Consider the following 15,959-nt stretch of genomic DNA (forward strand, 5'->3'; position numbering starts at 1 on the left):
TATGGCTATTAAGTATGTGCCCGATGGCAGTTGGTTGCGGTGTAGCATGGGAGCAATGCCCCAGCAACTCCGGGTCACCCACCATAACAACACGCAGATATACGGCTCCCCGCTTGCTTCGGAAGCCGATAAAGACCCCTTTATCAATATCCCCTCGATGGGCTATTGCCAGGTCTCCTGTAGTGTGTGTGTGCCGGCACCAATCTACTGGGACAAAACGGCGCAGGGCGTGCGGGTCAACGGCTACAAGCTGCTGGTCGACGAGGCCAAACTACAATGTTCACTGGGGGGGCAGGTAAGCATCTTCTTCAGCCGGGCGGCGGCAATGGGCGTCGAAAACCCGCTGGAAGTGCAGATGCTGATGATGGCCGACGGCAATGCCCCCGCCCCTTTCAACCCCGCCAGCCCACTCGGCAATGGCCTGATGGGAGCGGGTGTCGGCACTGGTATGGGTAGCCAGTACCTGGGCAATCGCTTTGGGGGATTAGCCTCCGAAGCGAACCAATTCAATTTCAACTCTACACCGGCTCCATCAAACGCACTTCGGGGTAATTTTGGTGAACTTCGTACAACAGCCGATCTGCGTATGCGCGGCTACGACGTCGTCAGTACCACGCAGGCAGGTACGTTACAGGGGCAAGGTCACCAGGGGCTTGACATTGCAGCCCGCGACCCGCACGGCCCAACCGACATTCTGGCCGATGCTAAGTTCAAGAGCACACCGGGCGCTCCCCAGATGAGTACTACGCGGGGCACCGGTCGGCAGATGAGTGACCGGTGGTTAACGAGTGGGCGGAATAACAGTAGAATTTATCAGGCCATGTCTCCTGCCGATGCTGCCCGGATGACCGGTAAAGTCAATTCAGGTTCATCGGATTTACTTCGCCTTGCCGCTAAGGTCGATGCCAACGGTACTGTTAGTTATTACGGGCTGGATGCCAATGGGCGAACGCTGGCGCAGACAACTTTACCGGCGGCCAATGTAGTGGGTGGCAGTTCGAGAGCGTCCAATTTTATCAATAACACCGCACGGAGCATACAAAGCACTAGAGCCATCAGTGGGGCAAACACCTGGCTCGTGCGCAATGCCAACACGGTGGCCAAGGCGGGTCGGGTATTGGGTCGGGCGACGCTCGTTATTGGCATTGCTACCGAATTATATAATATCCATTCTGCCTACGAAGCCGACGGTGGTCAGGTAGGAACAAATACCAAGCAGGCTGTAGGAACGGCCGTTGGCGGTTTGGGAGGAGCCTGGGCAGGTGCTCAGCTTGGCGCAACAATCGGGGCAATAGGTGGGCCGGTTGGTATTATTGCCGGGGGTATCATTGGTGGTATCGCGGGCGGGCTTATTGGCGGTTGGGCGGGAGGAAAAGTAGGAAGTTGGTTCTAACTTTGTTTAACGTACAATGAGTTTTCTGAAAAATTTATTTGGGGGTAAATCACCCGCACCCAGTCAGACACCTGTGGCACAGGCGGCTCTCGTTCAAACCCGTACCGGTGTTCGCGAACGCTATTTTTATAAAGAATACTATGATAAAGTGTTAGCCGATTCAACAGCGTTCGACCAGGAAACGAAAAAACAGTATGACCAGCTTATCGCAGAACGTGGTCCTGAATACAACGGCTATAAAATTATTGAATTTCAGCTATCAGACGGCCTGCTTATCCAGCTAACGACTGCTTATTCACGCGGCGATTCGGTTCAATCACTGATACCACTGTATGAAAAAGCAGTTTACCATTTTGTCAAATCCTGGGATAGCGACGATTTTATTTATAACCAGGTACTTCGTATTATTTCGCTAGGCTGGTTGTTGAATAGCCAACATTCTCTGACTCAGCTAGCTACTTTATTTTCGCGGGAGAAATTCGGAGATAAGCTAATAAACTATTTGCTCCATCCTGAAAAGCCTGGAGATGAGCCTGATCAATCACTACTTTTTCCTGATGATGAGGGTCTGACATTGTTATGGGATATTACGCAAAGTGATAAGGAATTAGCGGCAAAAAAAATGAAGGTTTATCTGGAAAATTACTGGTATACTCCCGATAATTTAGACACTAATTACAACTCTCATCTTACCAATAAAGGAAGTCATTTCGGGTACTGGGCTTTTGAAGCGGGCGCGATCAGTAAAATAATGAAGCTGGATGATGGCAGTTATCAAAAGAATGAATTTTACCCCTACGATCTGGTACACTGGCAGGAATATCATGAGCCAAGTCGATAAATAACATGCTTTCTTCTATGACTCACGTACCTGATAATGAAACCAATAGCTTTCCGATCAGATGCTATACGTGTAACATAGATAAGCGTAATCTTACTAGATCATGAAGAAATATGTCTCACTACCGATACAGCTCCCTGTCGAAATTGCTATATAGTAGTTAAAGGAGGCTCTTTATTTTATTATCGCTCAAATAAGCAGTACGAAAATTATTTAGTAGTAGATTATGAAAAATACGGAAAAGTAGCCTACACATTTAAAGACAAACCGGGCAATTTATTATTATTCAGTGGAAAAATAATGAATATTGTTAATGGCTAAGAGGCAACTTTGAAGGAGATTACGAGTACTTTAAATTAAGTAAGTAAATTTTACATGCCTTCTTTTACACGTTCGGTGCTATCGGGGGCTTCCGGCGAAAGTTGATCGGCAAGAATCAGGCCTGTGATAACGGTTGCCACCACAACCAGCAAAGCAAGGGTACTCAATTGAGTGAATAGCCCTACCAGCAACAGCATCACACCCGATGTGACCCGCACAATAATACCGCGCCGAAAACTCTCGTGAGCCGGTCCGGAGTTTAGCGTCGTCAAGCTAATGACTGCCTCGGCAAGCAGGTACGTAACAACAGTGCCCACCAATAGCCAGCGATTACTGAACGTCAGCGTCGGTTTGTTCACGTCTCTGATTGCATGCATAAGGGCTACGCCACTGAGGGTCAGGGCCATAGTCAACGGCAGGTGTGTGTAAAGCCATACTGTATACTGATGGACTGATGATTGACCGGCTTTCTGCCTGTTGTTCCCGTTTTGAGTAAGTTTACGAACCGCATCGTCATCCAGACGGTCAAAATAGGCCCACCACAGGCCAACAATAATTATGCCCCCCAGCACCGTCGCCAGAATAGCGTTGGGCGCAAACCCACTGTCGACAAGGCCCATTACCACACCAGATACCGCCTGACCCAGTACGAGTAACGTGAACAGGCCATATCGTTCGGGCAAATGCCTGACATCGGGTGGAAATTGAACATGTAGCTTACCGCCCGATGTCAAAGGAGTGGTGAGTTCGATAAGCAGGGCTACAGCCCAAACAACATAGCGATACGGCGCATCGACAAACACCGAGCCGATCCAGATTAGTACCGATACCGAGAAGCCAATCAGGATGACCCGCGTGTAGGGCCGCGCCTGAGGCACGTAGACCCACGCCCGGATATAGTCGATGAGTAAAATGCTGCGCACACTCGCATACGACAGGGCATAGACCATCGATAAGTTGGCCGTTGCTTTCTGGATCGACGCGGCCAGAATAAACAGACCGATAAGTTGCGCACTGCTTAGTAGCCGATGCGTCTGATCGTTTATGTTGTCGAATCGAGTGGAGTAGTGGGCCTGTCCGTTCCAGAGCCACCAGATAGGTACGTAGAGCAACAGAAATTCCAGCAGGTCAACCATCGATATGGTCATATTGAGGCGCATGGCCAGTTGCATGATGATCGTCGTGTACGCCAGATCGTTGAGCAACTCAGCCCAGGTTGTTCGCCGTTCACCACCTGCTTCGGTGGTGCGTAGCTGAGGTACGTTACGCTTCGCTTCGTTCTGGTCGGCCATTGACAGTATACACGTTGTTGACGGTTGTCTGCATACAACACAATTCATCAACGAGCGTCAGCTAAATCTATTCTACTCCGCCGGGCAACGAACGTACCCAGCCGAGCACAGGCCGCTGATAACCTAAGCAAAATAAAAATGAGCGGCATTCGTATCAGCGGGATTTCCGCTGATACGAATGCCGCTCACAACAAACAGGTAGCCAGAATGAGCAGCTAGTCTGCTATTTCAGATTTTTCAGGTACGCAATGCTCTGCGGTACCTGCGTAGCAACGCTCGGGCTTTCGTCTTCGATATAGAAATGCTTAATCCCTGACTTCCGGGCTGCTTTCAATATCGTCGCCAGATCGATCTGGCCGGTACCCAATGCCACGTCATTCTCTACCGGTGTACCGCCCGACAGGTTGCCGACAACACCTTTGCGAAGGTCTTTCAGGTGCATCAGTTTGAACCGATCGGGGTATTTAGCCAGCAAAGCAGCCGGGTCGGCCCCAGGGAAGAACGTCCAGAGAATGTCCATTTCGAAACTAACGTACCTGGGATCAGTATTCTGGATGATATAATCCATCAGCGTGCCGTCATCGTACTTCTCGAACTCGTAGCCGTGGTTGTGGTAACAGAATGTAAGGCCGAACTGGTCTTTCAACTGCTTGCCAAAAGTATTAAAATCGGCTACTGTCTGCTTGGCCAGTTCGAGCGTGAACGGTCCTTTATGCGGTACCCAGGCCACCCGTACATACTCAGCTCCCAATGTTTTGGCATTTTGCCCAACCTCGGCCAGCTTATTCTGCAAATCGGGATATCCGACGCCAAACGACGAGCACTTCATGCCCCGTTCATCGAGGTATTTCCGCAGGTCGGCGGCCGTTTTACCAAACAGGTTCGAAAACTCCATATCGGTAATACCAAGTGCTTTGATCGTGTCGAGCGTGGCGGGTACGTTCTTCGAGAAGCTATTTCGGTAAGTATATGAGACCATGCCGGGCGTTTGGGGAAACACCTTTTTCTGAGCCTGAACTGAGCCTAAGCTCAGCAGAAAGGCGAAAATGAGTACACTTGTTTTCACGGTTTATACTTGATTGGGTAAGATGGTTTACGATCGTTTTCAGCTACTAAAAGCATACACCACACTGTCTGTACTCTATAGCGGCGTTTTTTCCTGTTTGGGCGTTAGGCAATGCGGGTCAGGTTATCGCCAACAAGTCGCATTACGTACCTGTTAAAGGCGATCTGCGCCGTTTTTCCCGGTACCCACGGCAGGAATACACAAAATGGCTTACCTTGACTGCGCTATAAATCCCCTACCCTGCTCATTACCAACACGGTTAATCGTCTGAAAACCCATGACAATACGGCTCATCACGACACTGATTTGCACCACACTCCTGACCAACGCGCCTGTACTCAGAACCACCCGGCAGGTCTCCCGCCCACTGATCGCTCATACCAACCTCGTCGATACCTTGCGGCATGATGGCCAGACCCGATTTTACACCGTTCACTTGCCGCCTGCCTATGCCAGCGCTAAAAAACCGTTACCGCTCGTTATTGCCCTGCATGGCGGCGGCGGTAGCGGCAGGCAGTTTGAAACCCAATCGAGGCTAAGCGAAAAAGCGGATCAGGAAGGGTTCATCGTGGTTTACCCTGACGGTCGACAGAACCCCGGCCTGCTTGGCCTACGTACCTGGAATGCGGGTTCCTGTTGCGGTCAGATTGCGACAAACGACCAGACCGACGACGTTGGCTTCATCCGCAAACTTATTGACAGACTGGCGGTTACCTACCAAATTGATTCGAAACGAGTTTACGCTACCGGGCATTCAAACGGGGCAATGCTCTGTTACCGGCTCGCCTGCGAACTGTCTGATAAACTGGCTGCCATTGCGGCCAACTCCGGTACAATGCAGGTAAAATCTCCCTGCCGACCCGCCCGGGTCATGCCCATCCTGCACGTGCATTCGCAACAGGACCGTAACGTACCTTATGTGGGTGGAGTCGGGGCACGAAGCATCAACCGGCAGTGGAATACGCCGGTGGATAGTACGCTGGCTGTTTTTGCCCAACTGGCGACTTGCAAAAGCCAGAAACAGCTTACCAGGCAAACGGCCAGCTATGTCCTTTATTCCTGGTCAGACTGTGCGGGCGACGCCGTTATCAAGTACTACCTCACCAGCGACGGCGGCCACTCATGGCCCGGTGGTCTGAAAGCCGCCCGCCGCATCGGCGACCCGCCCTCAGAAGCCTTTGTTAACAACGACATCATCTGGACATTCTTCAGCGCCCACCCGCTACCATGAATGCGGATGGGCGGTCGCTTCTACACGCTATAGCTGACGTCGTATCCCTCCGACAGGCTCGGCACTGCCAGGTCGAGAGCAAAATCAAGACGCTGTTTTACTGCTGAACCAGTTCCTGCGCAAACACCTGTTAGTCTGTTGTTCCGGCGGCATCGGCAGCTATGGCCGACGCTTCGATCAGCTTCCGCATCTTGGGTGAATAATCGGGTTCCTGGCCGCGCAGGCGCAGAATCGACAATTCCTTCATCTTCGATTCAAAGACAATGTCTACCTCACGGCCGTAAGTATTGGCCGCCGTATAGAGCCAGTCGGCATGGGCTTCCTTGCGGGCTTTGGGGTCTTCGTAGTCGCGGCGCGAATCGGAATAGTGCATAACCGGCCGCACATCCCAGGTGTCGTAGGCCGTGTGAAACGCTTCTTCCTGGGTTTGGTCGCCGGGATTCAGCGAGTGATGAAAATAGTCGAAAACGATCGACGTACCGATCTGTTCATAGAGAAACAGCAGGTCGGTGACGGTATAGAGCGTTGGGCGGTCGTCGTTTTCAACGGTGAGGCGGGCGCGCAGGTTCTCGGATAGGCGCGTCTTGAAATTATGGGCAAACCGGGTCAGCGTGGCCAGTTTATCGCCGTAGGTACCGCCAGCGTGAATGTTGATCTTGTTCCAGCGCGACGGCGGCAACCCCATTACATCGAACACCTCCGACTGGTATTCCAGATCGGTAACGGTATTGTCGAGGGTTTTGCCCTGCCCGGCGAGGTGATTGAAGGGGCCGGGGTGAAACGTGAGCCGGATAGGCCGGGCACCTGCTTCTTCCAGTGTTGCCCGGATTTCGGTAAAATCGGGTAGCTGGTGCAGCCGGTATTCAGACGCCCACGGGAACAGGTCAGACGACATGCGAAAAATCCGAAAACCATGTGCCAGGTTCCAGTCCACTATTTTCAGCAGGTCCCGTACATTCTGCAACGCCAGTTGTGAGGCGTATTGGATACCCTTCTCGGTGAATGTCTTTTTGATCATTCCCCGGCTGGTAGTTATTTTTTCCTCAACCTGCAAAGTCAGATTGATGCAGGCGTACCCAACGTTGGACATAAAAAGTTTACTGTTTGCAGTTTACTGTTTTCTGTTGCGCTGCTAATTGCCCATGTCGTGAATTAGCAGCGCAACAGAAAACAGTAAACTGCAAACAGTAAACTTTAGTTAATTCCCACCAATTCGATTTCGAACGTCAGGTCCTGGCCGGCGAGGGGGTGGTTGGCGTCGAGCGTTACCGAGTCATCGCTGAGAGCGCGAACGATGACAGGAACGGGTTGTGGATTGCCATCTTCGTGCATATTCAGGGTCATGCCCACTTCGAGCGGAATCTCGTCGGGGATGTCGGTGCGGTTCAGTGTGAACACCATCGCCTCATTGGCCGATCCGTACGCTTCGTCAGCCGGGATATTGATGGTTTTGTGCTCGCCCACAGCCATACCCGTGATACCATCGTCGAACCCTTTGATAACCTGCCCGCTACCGAGCGTAAATTCCAGCGGCGAGCGGCCCTGCGATGAGTCGAACAGGGTGCCGTCGGTTAGCGTACCGGTATAATGTACCTGAACGGTATCCCCAGCTTGTGCCTGTGCCATAAGTTGTGTGCGTTTTTGTTGAGTTGTAAAGGTAAGAAACCACTCCCGAACAGGCAGGGTAACACGCTCACTTTATCGGATTCAGGATGTCGGATTGGGGATTTGTTGCTGACGCAAGCGTACTCGGGTGTCAGCAACAAATCCCCAATCCGACATCCTGAATCCGACATCAATTATCAAACCACTGACTTACCATCTGACTACGCGACTGGTTTTTTAACCGCCGCTCCAGGTCGTCGGGCATCTTGTCGAAAAAGCGAAGTCCGGTGGCCCGTTCAATTGTCGAGACAGGCACGACAAACGATGTCAGCGGTTCGCTGGATGGCTCATTGTTGAGCAAAAAACCAATCATCCGAATCTCCGGCGACGCGCCTTTGCGGCAGTAAAGCACCACTTTATAAAACGAGTCGGGCACCGCTACTTCGTTGGCACGACCAATCGTTGGCAACCCCGCCCGCAACACCGGCCCCGTGACCACATACAGGCCACCGTCGCGCAGAGCCCAGGCCCGAATCTGTTCTTCGAGCGATTTCCAGATGCCCCGGTTAAACTGCGGCGCCTGCGGCGAAATGTTACTCATCAAGAACGATTGCTTCATCAGTTGCTGCGAGAATTTGAAGTCGCCCGCCGGTGCCTGATGCCCCCGATCGTAGCCCGATTTCACATAATCAGTTGGCAGGGCAGTGCCACCATCTACGGTTGGATCGGGCATAAAGCGTTCATTATCACGCTCGGCGTCGCCTGTGATTTCGTAGGCAAGTAGTGGATAAGCCACCCAAACCGGGTTTTTTAGATCATCATCGTAGCGCAACGTGTAGCCGTCGTGCCGAATAAGCTCAGCATCGGTGTGGCCCGAAGGCAGGATGAAGTCAACCTGTTTTTCAAAGTCGAACAGCTTGCCGGAGGTCCGTTTTTCGGCACTTTTAGTCGAGCTTCCGGTATTGTCGGCACCCGTGCTGTTATCGTCCGACGCTTCGCTTCCCTGACCCGCCGTTCGGTCGTCCGTTGCTTCGTCTGAAGCGCTACCGTCTGGTTGTTGAGGTTCAGGTGCTTTATATGGATTGTGGCCGGTACGTTCGCGGGTGGAACGGCCAATACCCAGCAAACTGCGCACGTCGTTCCAGAAGGCAACCACCGGTTCGGTACGTCCTTTGTAATGAAGGAACAGCCCGACCATAAAGAAACCGAACAGAAGAAGCAGGGTATTGCCGCGAAGGCGAAAACCCCGGCGAGTGTAGCGTTGAGAGGCGCGAATTTTGAATCGAAGAAACATATGACAAAGCTACATGAATTGTTACCCCACCCCAACCCCTCCCAAACGGTGGTCCGGCATTCCGGGAGGGGTTGGGAGGGTAACAGTGAAACTTGAAACCCAACCTTCACTGTTACCCTCGTATGTCTTCGCGTCAATTAGCAATTATCGGGGGGGGAGCGGCTGGTTTTTTTGGTGCCATCGCGGCGGCCGAAGCCGACCCTACTGCCACCGTAACAATCTACGAAAAAGGCCGTCAGGTACTTCAAAAAGTACGTGTCTCGGGCGGGGGACGCTGTAATGTGACCCACGCCTGTTTCGACCATAAAAAACTGGTCACCCACTACCCCAGAGGCGACCGCTGGCTTCGTCCTCTGCTGACTCAGTTCGATACGGCCACTACCGTGCGCTGGTTTGAAGGCCGGGGCGTGCCCTTGAAAACCGAAGCCGATGGCCGCATGTTTCCGACAACCGATTCATCGGAAACGATTATCGACTGCCTGCTGGGTACCGCCCGGAAACTAGGCATTCGTATTCAGACCAGTTGCGGCGTAGAACGGCTCGAACCGCTGGCAACCGGTGGGTACGTCCTGCACCTTTTGACAGGGGAACGCACTCAGGCAGACCGGGTGCTGGTTGCCACAGGCGGTTATCCGCAGGCTCCCTCCTACGGGTGGATGCCCGAGCAGGCCGAACCGCTGCAATCGCCTGTTCCTTCGTTGTTTACATTCAATACGCCGGATAATCCGTTGCTGGATCTGGCGGGCGTTTCGGTCCCGATGGCGCGGGTGCAGGTGGTGGGTACGAAGCAGCAGCAGAGTGGCCCGTTGCTCATCACCCACTGGGGTTTCAGCGGACCGGCGGTGCTGAAATTATCGGCCTGGGCGGCGCGTGATCTGGCCAACTGTGGCTATCGGTTCACGTTGCGGATCAACTGGTTACCCGATAAAAACGAAGATCAGCTACGCGTGGTAATGGGTACGTTCCGGCAACAACACCCAAAAAAGCAGGTGACCTCGCAGAATCCGGTTGGTTTACCCGCCCGGCTCTGGGAGGCTTTCTGCGCCGAAGCGGGTGTTACAGAAGGTCTTCGCTGGGCTGATTTACCCGGTAAAATGCAGAACCGGTTGATCGAACGCATCGGAAACAGTCAGTTTGCCGTGGCGGGGAAAAGCACGTTTAAAGACGAATTTGTCACCTGCGGCGGTATCTCGCTCGGTGCCATCGACCCGCAAACGCTCGAAAGCCACGCCCATCCGGGTCTGTTTTTCGCCGGCGAAGTACTTGATGTCGACGGCGTTACGGGCGGCTTCAACTTTCAGAACGCCTGGACAACCGGGTACGTTGCCGGGACGCACCTGGGATTGGTTACTGGCCAGTAACCAATCAACTAACACGCTACGATCAGCAGGCCGGGTTCGACGTGCAGGCAGTAAAGAGTGAGCGTTTCGTTATGGTCGGGCAGGCGAACGTAGCCGGTTAGCTGGGTGGCTCCCGTTTCAAAAGGCTCTACCAGCAGGTGTTCGCGGAAGGTTAGCTGCCGTTTGCCGTAGAGCTTATACAGGGCCTCTTTAGCGCACCAGTATACGGCCAGGCGGTCGGGTTGGCCGTCGGCGTCGGCAATTTCAGAGGCGGATAATACCCTGGGCACTACCCGCTTGAACTGATCGCGAATAGGTTCGATATCCAGGCCGACGGGCTTTGTCTGGTGCCAGACGGCCGTAGCCCAACCGGGCGTGTGCGAGAGGGAAATATGGCCCGTAAGGCCGCGCAAATGCGGTTTCCCGTACTCGTCTTTCCACAACCCGGCATACGTTTCTCCCCGATTATCGACCAGCGTTTTAAGCGCTACCCGGCACGCCAGCCATTCCAGCCGTTGCCCCGGATGTGCAATGCCGCCCAGGTCAAGCTTTTCTTCATGGGTCAATACGAGTTGTTGGGCGAGCGTCGTTTCAGATTCTGAAATCTGCCACCGAATCAGGTCGCAGTCGGGAATATTGAGTTGGGTGGAAACCTGAGGCATGGGCTGGTTTTGAACCTATAGTAGCAGAAATAGGGCTTTATCGGTTGGGAAGCGACTACTTTTGCAACGCAGTAGAAATCCCGGAGATCCGCAATAGTAGCGCGTATCCGTTAATCGTGTTAGAAAAATTGAAACCAGCCTCACTTCAGATTCAACGCCTCGACACGTTTGGCGGGCATCGCGACAGTGTTTTTGCGCTGACATCGTCGTTGCAGGCGGGGCATTTTTTTTCCGCCGGAGCCGATGGGCAGGTCGCCGACTGGGATGTAGCCCGCCCCGATCTGGGAGCCTTAGTGGCCCGCATTCCGGCGTCGGTCTATGCCCTGACCATAGAGCCTCAAAGCGGCATTCTGTGGGTGGGACAAAACTACGAAGGGATTCAATTTATCGACCCTGTTCAGAAGTTGACCGTCGGGTCGCTGAAACTAACGGCTGGTGCGCTGTTCGACATTCAGATCTACCAGCAGACAGCCTTTGTCGCGTTGGGCGATGGCGTTGTGGTGGTGCTCGACGTACCCAGCCGGTCCATCCGCAAACACCTCAAAGCATCCACCCAGTCGGCTCGCTGTGTGGCGATCAACCCGGTTGAGCGCGAAGTGGCCGTGGGCTACAGCGACAATCAGATTCGTATTTTCGATCTCCTCACCCTTGATTTAAAACGGACGTTAGCTGGCCCTGAAAACTCGGTTTTTACCGTTGCCTACTCGCCCGACTGCCGCCATCTGCTGGCGGGTGGGCGCGACGCACACCTGCGCTCCTGGGACGTGGAGGCCGATTATTACCCCGAAGCCGACATTGTGGCCCACCTCTATGCGCTGAATCATATGGCATTTAGCCCTGATGGGCAGTGGTTGGCCACCGTGAGCATGGACAAGACCATAAAAATCTGGGATGCCGACACACTTCGCCTCCGAAAAGTGATTGACCGGGCCCGGCATGGCGGACATAGTACGTCGATTAATAAGGTGTTGTGGTTGTCGGGCACGACCTTTGCAACGGCAAGTGATGACCGGACTGTAGCCGTTTGGGAGGTTATCGGCTAACTAATTGGGTAAGAAAGCCTATTTTGTCAGAAATTATGTTGTTATTTCCCCTAGTGAGCGGGCGACTGGCTCGCCCGAAAACTGGACTCTTCCTTTAGGATATATACCATACGCATGAAAATTACACCAATTGAAATTCGCCAGCATACGTTTGAAAAAAGTTTGCGTGGCTATAAAGTCGACGATGTCGATGCTTTTTTATCGTCGTTGTCGCAGGAATGGGAGCGTGTTGTTGGCGAAAGCAAGATGCTGAAAATGCAGCTTGAACTGGCCGAGAAAGAGCTGAACAAACTCAAAGAGATTGAACTTACCCTGTTCCGAACGCTGAAAAACGCGGAGGATAATAGTGCCCAGATTGCCGAACAGGCCAACCGGCAGGCCGAACAGTATATTGCCGAAACCCGCCAAAAAGCCGACGAGCAACTGGTAGCGGCCAAAAAGAAATCGGCGGTGATGATTCAGGATGCCGAGAATCAGGCCAGGTACGTTCGGGAAAACCTGTCGGTCGAATTGAAATCGCTCGAACAGGATTTCAAGGCTATGGAGCGCTACAAAGACAACCTGATGGTGCAGATCCGGGCGCTGGCTACCAATGCCATGGAAAGCGTCGATCGCTTCGAGAAGAAGTTTGCCCGCCAGTCGGCCAAACAGAAGTTCGATGAGGTAACCCCCGACCCTATCCAGGCCGAAACGCCTGCTGCCCAACTACCCGCCCCCGGTGAGCCACAAAGTAGCGATTCACAGCCGGAAACAACCGCTGACGCAGCAACAACTGACACACCAGACAGCTATCAGCCGTCGGCCGTTGACCAGATAACGACCAACGTACCTGACCTGCCGGCTGATGCGGAAGTTCCCGACGAGTTGCCAACCAACGCGCAGGAAACAGACCAGCCGAACTCACTCGCCGGGGCCGACGCGTCGGCGCAGTATGTGGCCGGAAGCATACCGCCCGAACCACAGGTGGCGCAGGCTGAACCGGAAGAGAAAAAGGGCGGTTCGTTCTTCGACCAGATTTAATCAGCACTATTTTGGGGACAATCGCTTTAGAAGGACTTGAGTTTTTTGCCTATCACGGTTTTTACGACGAGGAGCAAAAGATTGGCAATAAATACGCCGTTGACATCACCGTTTTTGCTGACTTTTCGGAAGCGGCCCGCCGCGACCGGCTGAGTGCCACTGTCAACTATGAAGCCCTCTACCAGATTACGGCGGCGGTCATGAAACGCCCCGCCCGCCTGCTCGAACACATCGCCCACAACCTGATCGCCGATATCAGGCAGCAGTTTCCGGCAGTAGACAGCGTAGAGGTCAGCGTATCCAAATTCAATCCGCCAATCGGCGGCGTTTGCCACCGGGCGCGCATCACCCTACGAGAATAAAATGTCGTTAAGTAGTCGTGGTGCTACGCTGTCATTGGTAGTCATTCATTATGAAAAAGCAACGAATGACTACCAATGACAGCGTAGCACCACGACTACTTAATGACATTTTCGATTTAGCACCGATCGTGTTGATACGATCTTGCCTGATCGCGCGCCCGTTTGAGCCGCATTTTCATGGCACTCACGCTCACCCGTGCTTCAGTAGCCAGCGTGGCCACATCCTTGTTGGCCAGATACCGCCGACGAAGCAACTGCTGGTCCTGAACAGATAAGCGATCGAGTGTTTGCTCGGCCCGGTTCCACCGCTCATCCAGCGACGGCTCGTCCATATATACATGCCCGCTCATCGAGTCAACGACGGAGTCGATGGAGACGAACGTGCGTTTTTTGAGATTGTCGAGTACTGACAGGCAGTGGTAGCGCGTCAGTACGAATAGCCAGGTCGAGAACTTGGCTTCTGCCCGAAACGTGGACAGACGGGTATATACCTTGCAGAATATTTCCTGCGTCTGATCCAGCGCTTCTTCGGGATTATGAAGAAACTGTAGACACGACTGGTAAACTTTTAAGTGGTAGCGGTTGTGAAGTTCGGTGAATAGTTTGGCGTCTCCGTTGCTAAGGAAGGCGGCCACGATAGCCTCATCTGAGTATACTTGTTTCATACAAAAAAACGATATCAGTGTCACTCGACTGATAAGCGGTCAAATTGAAGAAGTGATGGTATCCCGATGAGGCTGTAAACCGAACGACTAACCTACTTTTTGTAACAGTTATCCTATCGATTTATCAGGAATAATATTCATACGCAAACTTGATGCATTTAGATTCCATGTATGTACATTAAATACAATTAATTTTATTTAATGTATTTCAACTAATTGATTATCAGTAATTTAAAAATACTTATTTATATTATTTTAACGTCATAAATATCATATGATAAGATCTTATACATTCATTATGTCCACAAAATGGAAATCGCTCTCCACTATATAGACAGCCGTTTCAGTGACATATGCAGGATATAGCCAAACACATACGCAGCCATAATTACAGGCAAACGCGCTTACGGGCGGGCGCTCCTGTAGCCTTTCGTAATCAGGCAGGCGGCATAAATGGGCGATAATATTACGAAAAGCGAGTGGGCAGAAAGGGAGCGGGATCCATACTAAGCGCCTGACTGGTAATCGTTTCGGCTACCAGCTTGCCCGTGGCGGGACCAAGGCTCAGGCCCATCATGCCGTGGCCGGTTGCCAGTGTCAGGTTCTCGAACCGGTCAACGCGGCCAATGTAAGGAAGTCCGTCGGGCGAGCACGGCCGCAGTCCTTTCCAGACAGTGTCTATTTTAGGGAGTTCAACGGGTAGCTCGGGATAATACTGTCGGATTCCCGCCACGATGCCCCGTACCCGGTTCATGTTCACCGATTGGTCGGTGCCCGCGACTTCGAGCGTACCGGCAAAGCGCAGTCCGTTGCCCATTGGCGTGGCCGTGGCGCGCGCTTCCAGCATGATAGCCGGTACCTGAACAGAGCCAGTCAGGTTATTCAGCATAAAGCTATAGCCTTTTCCACCCTGCAAGGGCAGCGAAAAACCCAGCAGTCTGGCCAGTTCAGGCGACCAGGAGCCACCCGCTACAACCACATTGTCAACGGCATACTCCCCCTTGCCGGTCTGAACGGAGTCGATGCGTGTTCCCTTTGTACCAAATCCCGTCACGGCCTGTTCTTCTACAAACTGAACACCATTGGTTTTCAGGTACGTTACCAGCCCATGAATCAGGTTGCCGGGGTTCAGGTGCGCGTCGCCAGGGTAATAAACGGCCCCACGAACGTCTACGCGGACTTCCGGTTCCATCTCCTGCACCTGCGAAGCCGACAGCACCTGCGCCTCGATACCCGCCCGATTGGCAACAGTGGCTTCGTCGGCCATTTCATGCCCAGCAGCGGCCGTTTTGTACAACATCAGCAAGCCCCGCTCCTGCCAGCCAAAGGGGGCCAACGTACCTGACGAAGCCAGTTCCTGATACAGTTTTTTGCTCAGCAGACTAATGTCGCGCAGGGCGGGAATAGCGCGTTCGACATGTTCGGGCGTAGCATGGCGGTAGAACAGCCAGCCCCAGCGCATCAGATCAAGATTCAGCCGGGGTTTTACATAGAACGGACTGGTCGAGTTCAACATCCAGCGCATGCCTTTGGCAATCATACCGGGCTGGGCCAGGGGAATGATGTGACTCGGCACGATCATTCCCGCATTGCCGAACGAACAGCCATCGGTGATCTTGTTCTGATCGAAAACCGTGACCTGGTGGCCTGCCTGATGCAGGTAGTAAGCCGAACTAAGCCCGATGATGCCTCCTCCAATGATGCCGATATGCATATGGTAAATGGGTAATGGGTGATTGAGAAATGAGGAATCTGGTAAATGGGTAAATATTCCGCTCTATGTAACAACGTACCTGAGCGGAGCAACCATCCATTGCCAAACTA

General features: G+C 52.9%; 15 protein-coding genes. 7 read left to right on the plus strand and 8 right to left on the minus strand.

The genetic code is table 11. The features are described 5' to 3' along the window. The first annotated feature begins 1 nt into the window (after position 1). Both ACFE8Q_RS17590 and ACFE8Q_RS17595 read left to right on the plus strand, forming a co-directional pair. Positions 2-1,393, plus strand: a complete 1,392-nt coding sequence (locus ACFE8Q_RS17590; protein ID WP_375446732.1) for a PAAR-like protein — start codon at positions 2-4, stop codon at positions 1,391-1,393. Positions 1,394-1,409: 16 nt separating this feature from the next. Next, a complete protein-coding gene (locus ACFE8Q_RS17595) occupies positions 1,410-2,234 on the plus strand; it encodes a PoNe immunity protein domain-containing protein (RefSeq protein WP_375446733.1) in 825 nt (274 codons plus the stop codon). 371 nt (positions 2,235-2,605) lie between these two features. On the opposite strand, the gene ACFE8Q_RS17600 is transcribed toward ACFE8Q_RS17595, so the two are convergent. Further along, positions 2,606-3,847, minus strand: coding sequence for a low temperature requirement protein A (locus ACFE8Q_RS17600; protein ID WP_375446734.1), 1,242 nt, complete (start codon positions 3,845-3,847; stop codon positions 2,606-2,608). A gap of 223 nt (positions 3,848-4,070) precedes the next feature. Continuing rightward, entirely contained in the window at positions 4,071-4,913 is an 843-nt protein-coding gene (locus ACFE8Q_RS17605; protein ID WP_375446735.1) for a sugar phosphate isomerase/epimerase family protein, read from the minus strand. A gap of 277 nt (positions 4,914-5,190) precedes the next feature. Between ACFE8Q_RS17605 and ACFE8Q_RS17610 the strand changes: the two genes are divergently transcribed. Continuing rightward, on the plus strand, positions 5,191-6,144 hold the full coding sequence (locus ACFE8Q_RS17610) for an alpha/beta hydrolase family esterase (protein WP_375446736.1): 954 nt from the start codon (positions 5,191-5,193) through the stop codon (positions 6,142-6,144). A gap of 130 nt (positions 6,145-6,274) precedes the next feature. On the opposite strand, the gene uvsE is transcribed toward ACFE8Q_RS17610, so the two are convergent. From uvsE to ACFE8Q_RS17625, 3 genes are all read right to left on the minus strand, one after another. Beyond that, positions 6,275-7,234 carry a UV DNA damage repair endonuclease UvsE gene (gene uvsE / locus ACFE8Q_RS17615; protein ID WP_375446737.1) on the minus strand — a complete coding sequence of 320 codons (960 nt, stop codon included), beginning with the start codon at positions 7,232-7,234 and terminating at the stop codon, positions 6,275-6,277. Between the two features lie 104 nt (positions 7,235-7,338). Further along, the gene (locus ACFE8Q_RS17620; RefSeq protein ID WP_375446738.1) at positions 7,339-7,770 is read right to left on the minus strand and encodes a peptidylprolyl isomerase; all 432 of its coding nucleotides are present in this window, start codon (positions 7,768-7,770) and stop codon (positions 7,339-7,341) included. A gap of 169 nt (positions 7,771-7,939) precedes the next feature. Next, complete coding sequence (locus ACFE8Q_RS17625) at positions 7,940-9,043, minus strand: DNA/RNA non-specific endonuclease (protein ID WP_375446739.1); 1,104 nt, start codon at positions 9,041-9,043, stop codon at positions 7,940-7,942. Positions 9,044-9,165: 122 nt separating this feature from the next. Between ACFE8Q_RS17625 and ACFE8Q_RS17630 the strand changes: the two genes are divergently transcribed. Beyond that, complete coding sequence (locus ACFE8Q_RS17630) at positions 9,166-10,404, plus strand: NAD(P)/FAD-dependent oxidoreductase (protein WP_375446740.1); 1,239 nt, start codon at positions 9,166-9,168, stop codon at positions 10,402-10,404. 8 nt (positions 10,405-10,412) lie between these two features. On the opposite strand, the gene ACFE8Q_RS17635 is transcribed toward ACFE8Q_RS17630, so the two are convergent. Further along, positions 10,413-11,045, minus strand: coding sequence for a 4'-phosphopantetheinyl transferase family protein (locus ACFE8Q_RS17635; protein ID WP_375446741.1), 633 nt, complete (start codon positions 11,043-11,045; stop codon positions 10,413-10,415). Positions 11,046-11,173: 128 nt separating this feature from the next. Between ACFE8Q_RS17635 and ACFE8Q_RS17640 the strand changes: the two genes are divergently transcribed. From ACFE8Q_RS17640 to folB, 3 genes are all read left to right on the plus strand, one after another. Beyond that, positions 11,174-12,088, plus strand: coding sequence for a WD40 repeat domain-containing protein (locus tag ACFE8Q_RS17640; RefSeq protein ID WP_375446742.1), 915 nt, complete (start codon positions 11,174-11,176; stop codon positions 12,086-12,088). Between the two features lie 114 nt (positions 12,089-12,202). Then, positions 12,203-13,108, plus strand: a complete 906-nt coding sequence (locus ACFE8Q_RS17645) for a DivIVA domain-containing protein (RefSeq protein ID WP_375446743.1) — start codon at positions 12,203-12,205, stop codon at positions 13,106-13,108. A gap of 11 nt (positions 13,109-13,119) precedes the next feature. After that, on the plus strand, positions 13,120-13,470 hold the full coding sequence (folB, locus tag ACFE8Q_RS17650) for a dihydroneopterin aldolase (protein WP_375446744.1): 351 nt from the start codon (positions 13,120-13,122) through the stop codon (positions 13,468-13,470). A 116-nt stretch (positions 13,471-13,586) separates the two neighbouring features. On the opposite strand, the gene ACFE8Q_RS17655 is transcribed toward folB, so the two are convergent. Together ACFE8Q_RS17655 and ACFE8Q_RS17660 are read right to left on the minus strand one after the other, a co-directional pair. Beyond that, the gene (locus ACFE8Q_RS17655) at positions 13,587-14,135 is read right to left on the minus strand and encodes an RNA polymerase sigma factor (protein ID WP_375446745.1); all 549 of its coding nucleotides are present in this window, start codon (positions 14,133-14,135) and stop codon (positions 13,587-13,589) included. A gap of 466 nt (positions 14,136-14,601) precedes the next feature. Beyond that, positions 14,602-15,849: an NAD(P)/FAD-dependent oxidoreductase gene (locus ACFE8Q_RS17660; RefSeq protein WP_375446746.1), complete on the minus strand. Its 1,248-nt coding sequence runs from the start codon at positions 15,847-15,849 to the stop codon at positions 14,602-14,604. Between the last annotated feature and the right edge of the window lie 110 nt (positions 15,850-15,959).

It is taken from the genome of uncultured Fibrella sp., assembly GCF_964250085.1.
Lineage (GTDB): Bacteria > Bacteroidota > Bacteroidia > Cytophagales > Spirosomataceae > Fibrella.

Coding starts and splice junctions, on each gene's coding strand:
- ACFE8Q_RS17610 (WP_375446736.1), top strand. CDS start 5,191: ATGACAATACGGCTCATCACGACACTGATTTGCACCACACTCCTGACC.
- ACFE8Q_RS17600 (WP_375446734.1), bottom strand. CDS start 3,847: ATGGCCGACCAGAACGAAGCGAAGCGTAACGTACCTCAGCTACGCACC.
- ACFE8Q_RS17645 (WP_375446743.1), top strand. CDS start 12,203: ATGAAAATTACACCAATTGAAATTCGCCAGCATACGTTTGAAAAAAGT.
- ACFE8Q_RS17590 (WP_375446732.1), top strand. CDS start 2: ATGGCTATTAAGTATGTGCCCGATGGCAGTTGGTTGCGGTGTAGCATG.
- ACFE8Q_RS17620 (WP_375446738.1), bottom strand. CDS start 7,770: ATGGCACAGGCACAAGCTGGGGATACCGTTCAGGTACATTATACCGGT.
- ACFE8Q_RS17625 (WP_375446739.1), bottom strand. CDS start 9,043: ATGTTTCTTCGATTCAAAATTCGCGCCTCTCAACGCTACACTCGCCGG.
- ACFE8Q_RS17595 (WP_375446733.1), top strand. CDS start 1,410: ATGAGTTTTCTGAAAAATTTATTTGGGGGTAAATCACCCGCACCCAGT.
- ACFE8Q_RS17635 (WP_375446741.1), bottom strand. CDS start 11,045: ATGCCTCAGGTTTCCACCCAACTCAATATTCCCGACTGCGACCTGATT.
- ACFE8Q_RS17660 (WP_375446746.1), bottom strand. CDS start 15,849: ATGCATATCGGCATCATTGGAGGAGGCATCATCGGGCTTAGTTCGGCT.
- ACFE8Q_RS17655 (WP_375446745.1), bottom strand. CDS start 14,135: ATGAAACAAGTATACTCAGATGAGGCTATCGTGGCCGCCTTCCTTAGC.
- uvsE (WP_375446737.1), bottom strand. CDS start 7,234: ATGTCCAACGTTGGGTACGCCTGCATCAATCTGACTTTGCAGGTTGAG.
- ACFE8Q_RS17630 (WP_375446740.1), top strand. CDS start 9,166: ATGTCTTCGCGTCAATTAGCAATTATCGGGGGGGGAGCGGCTGGTTTT.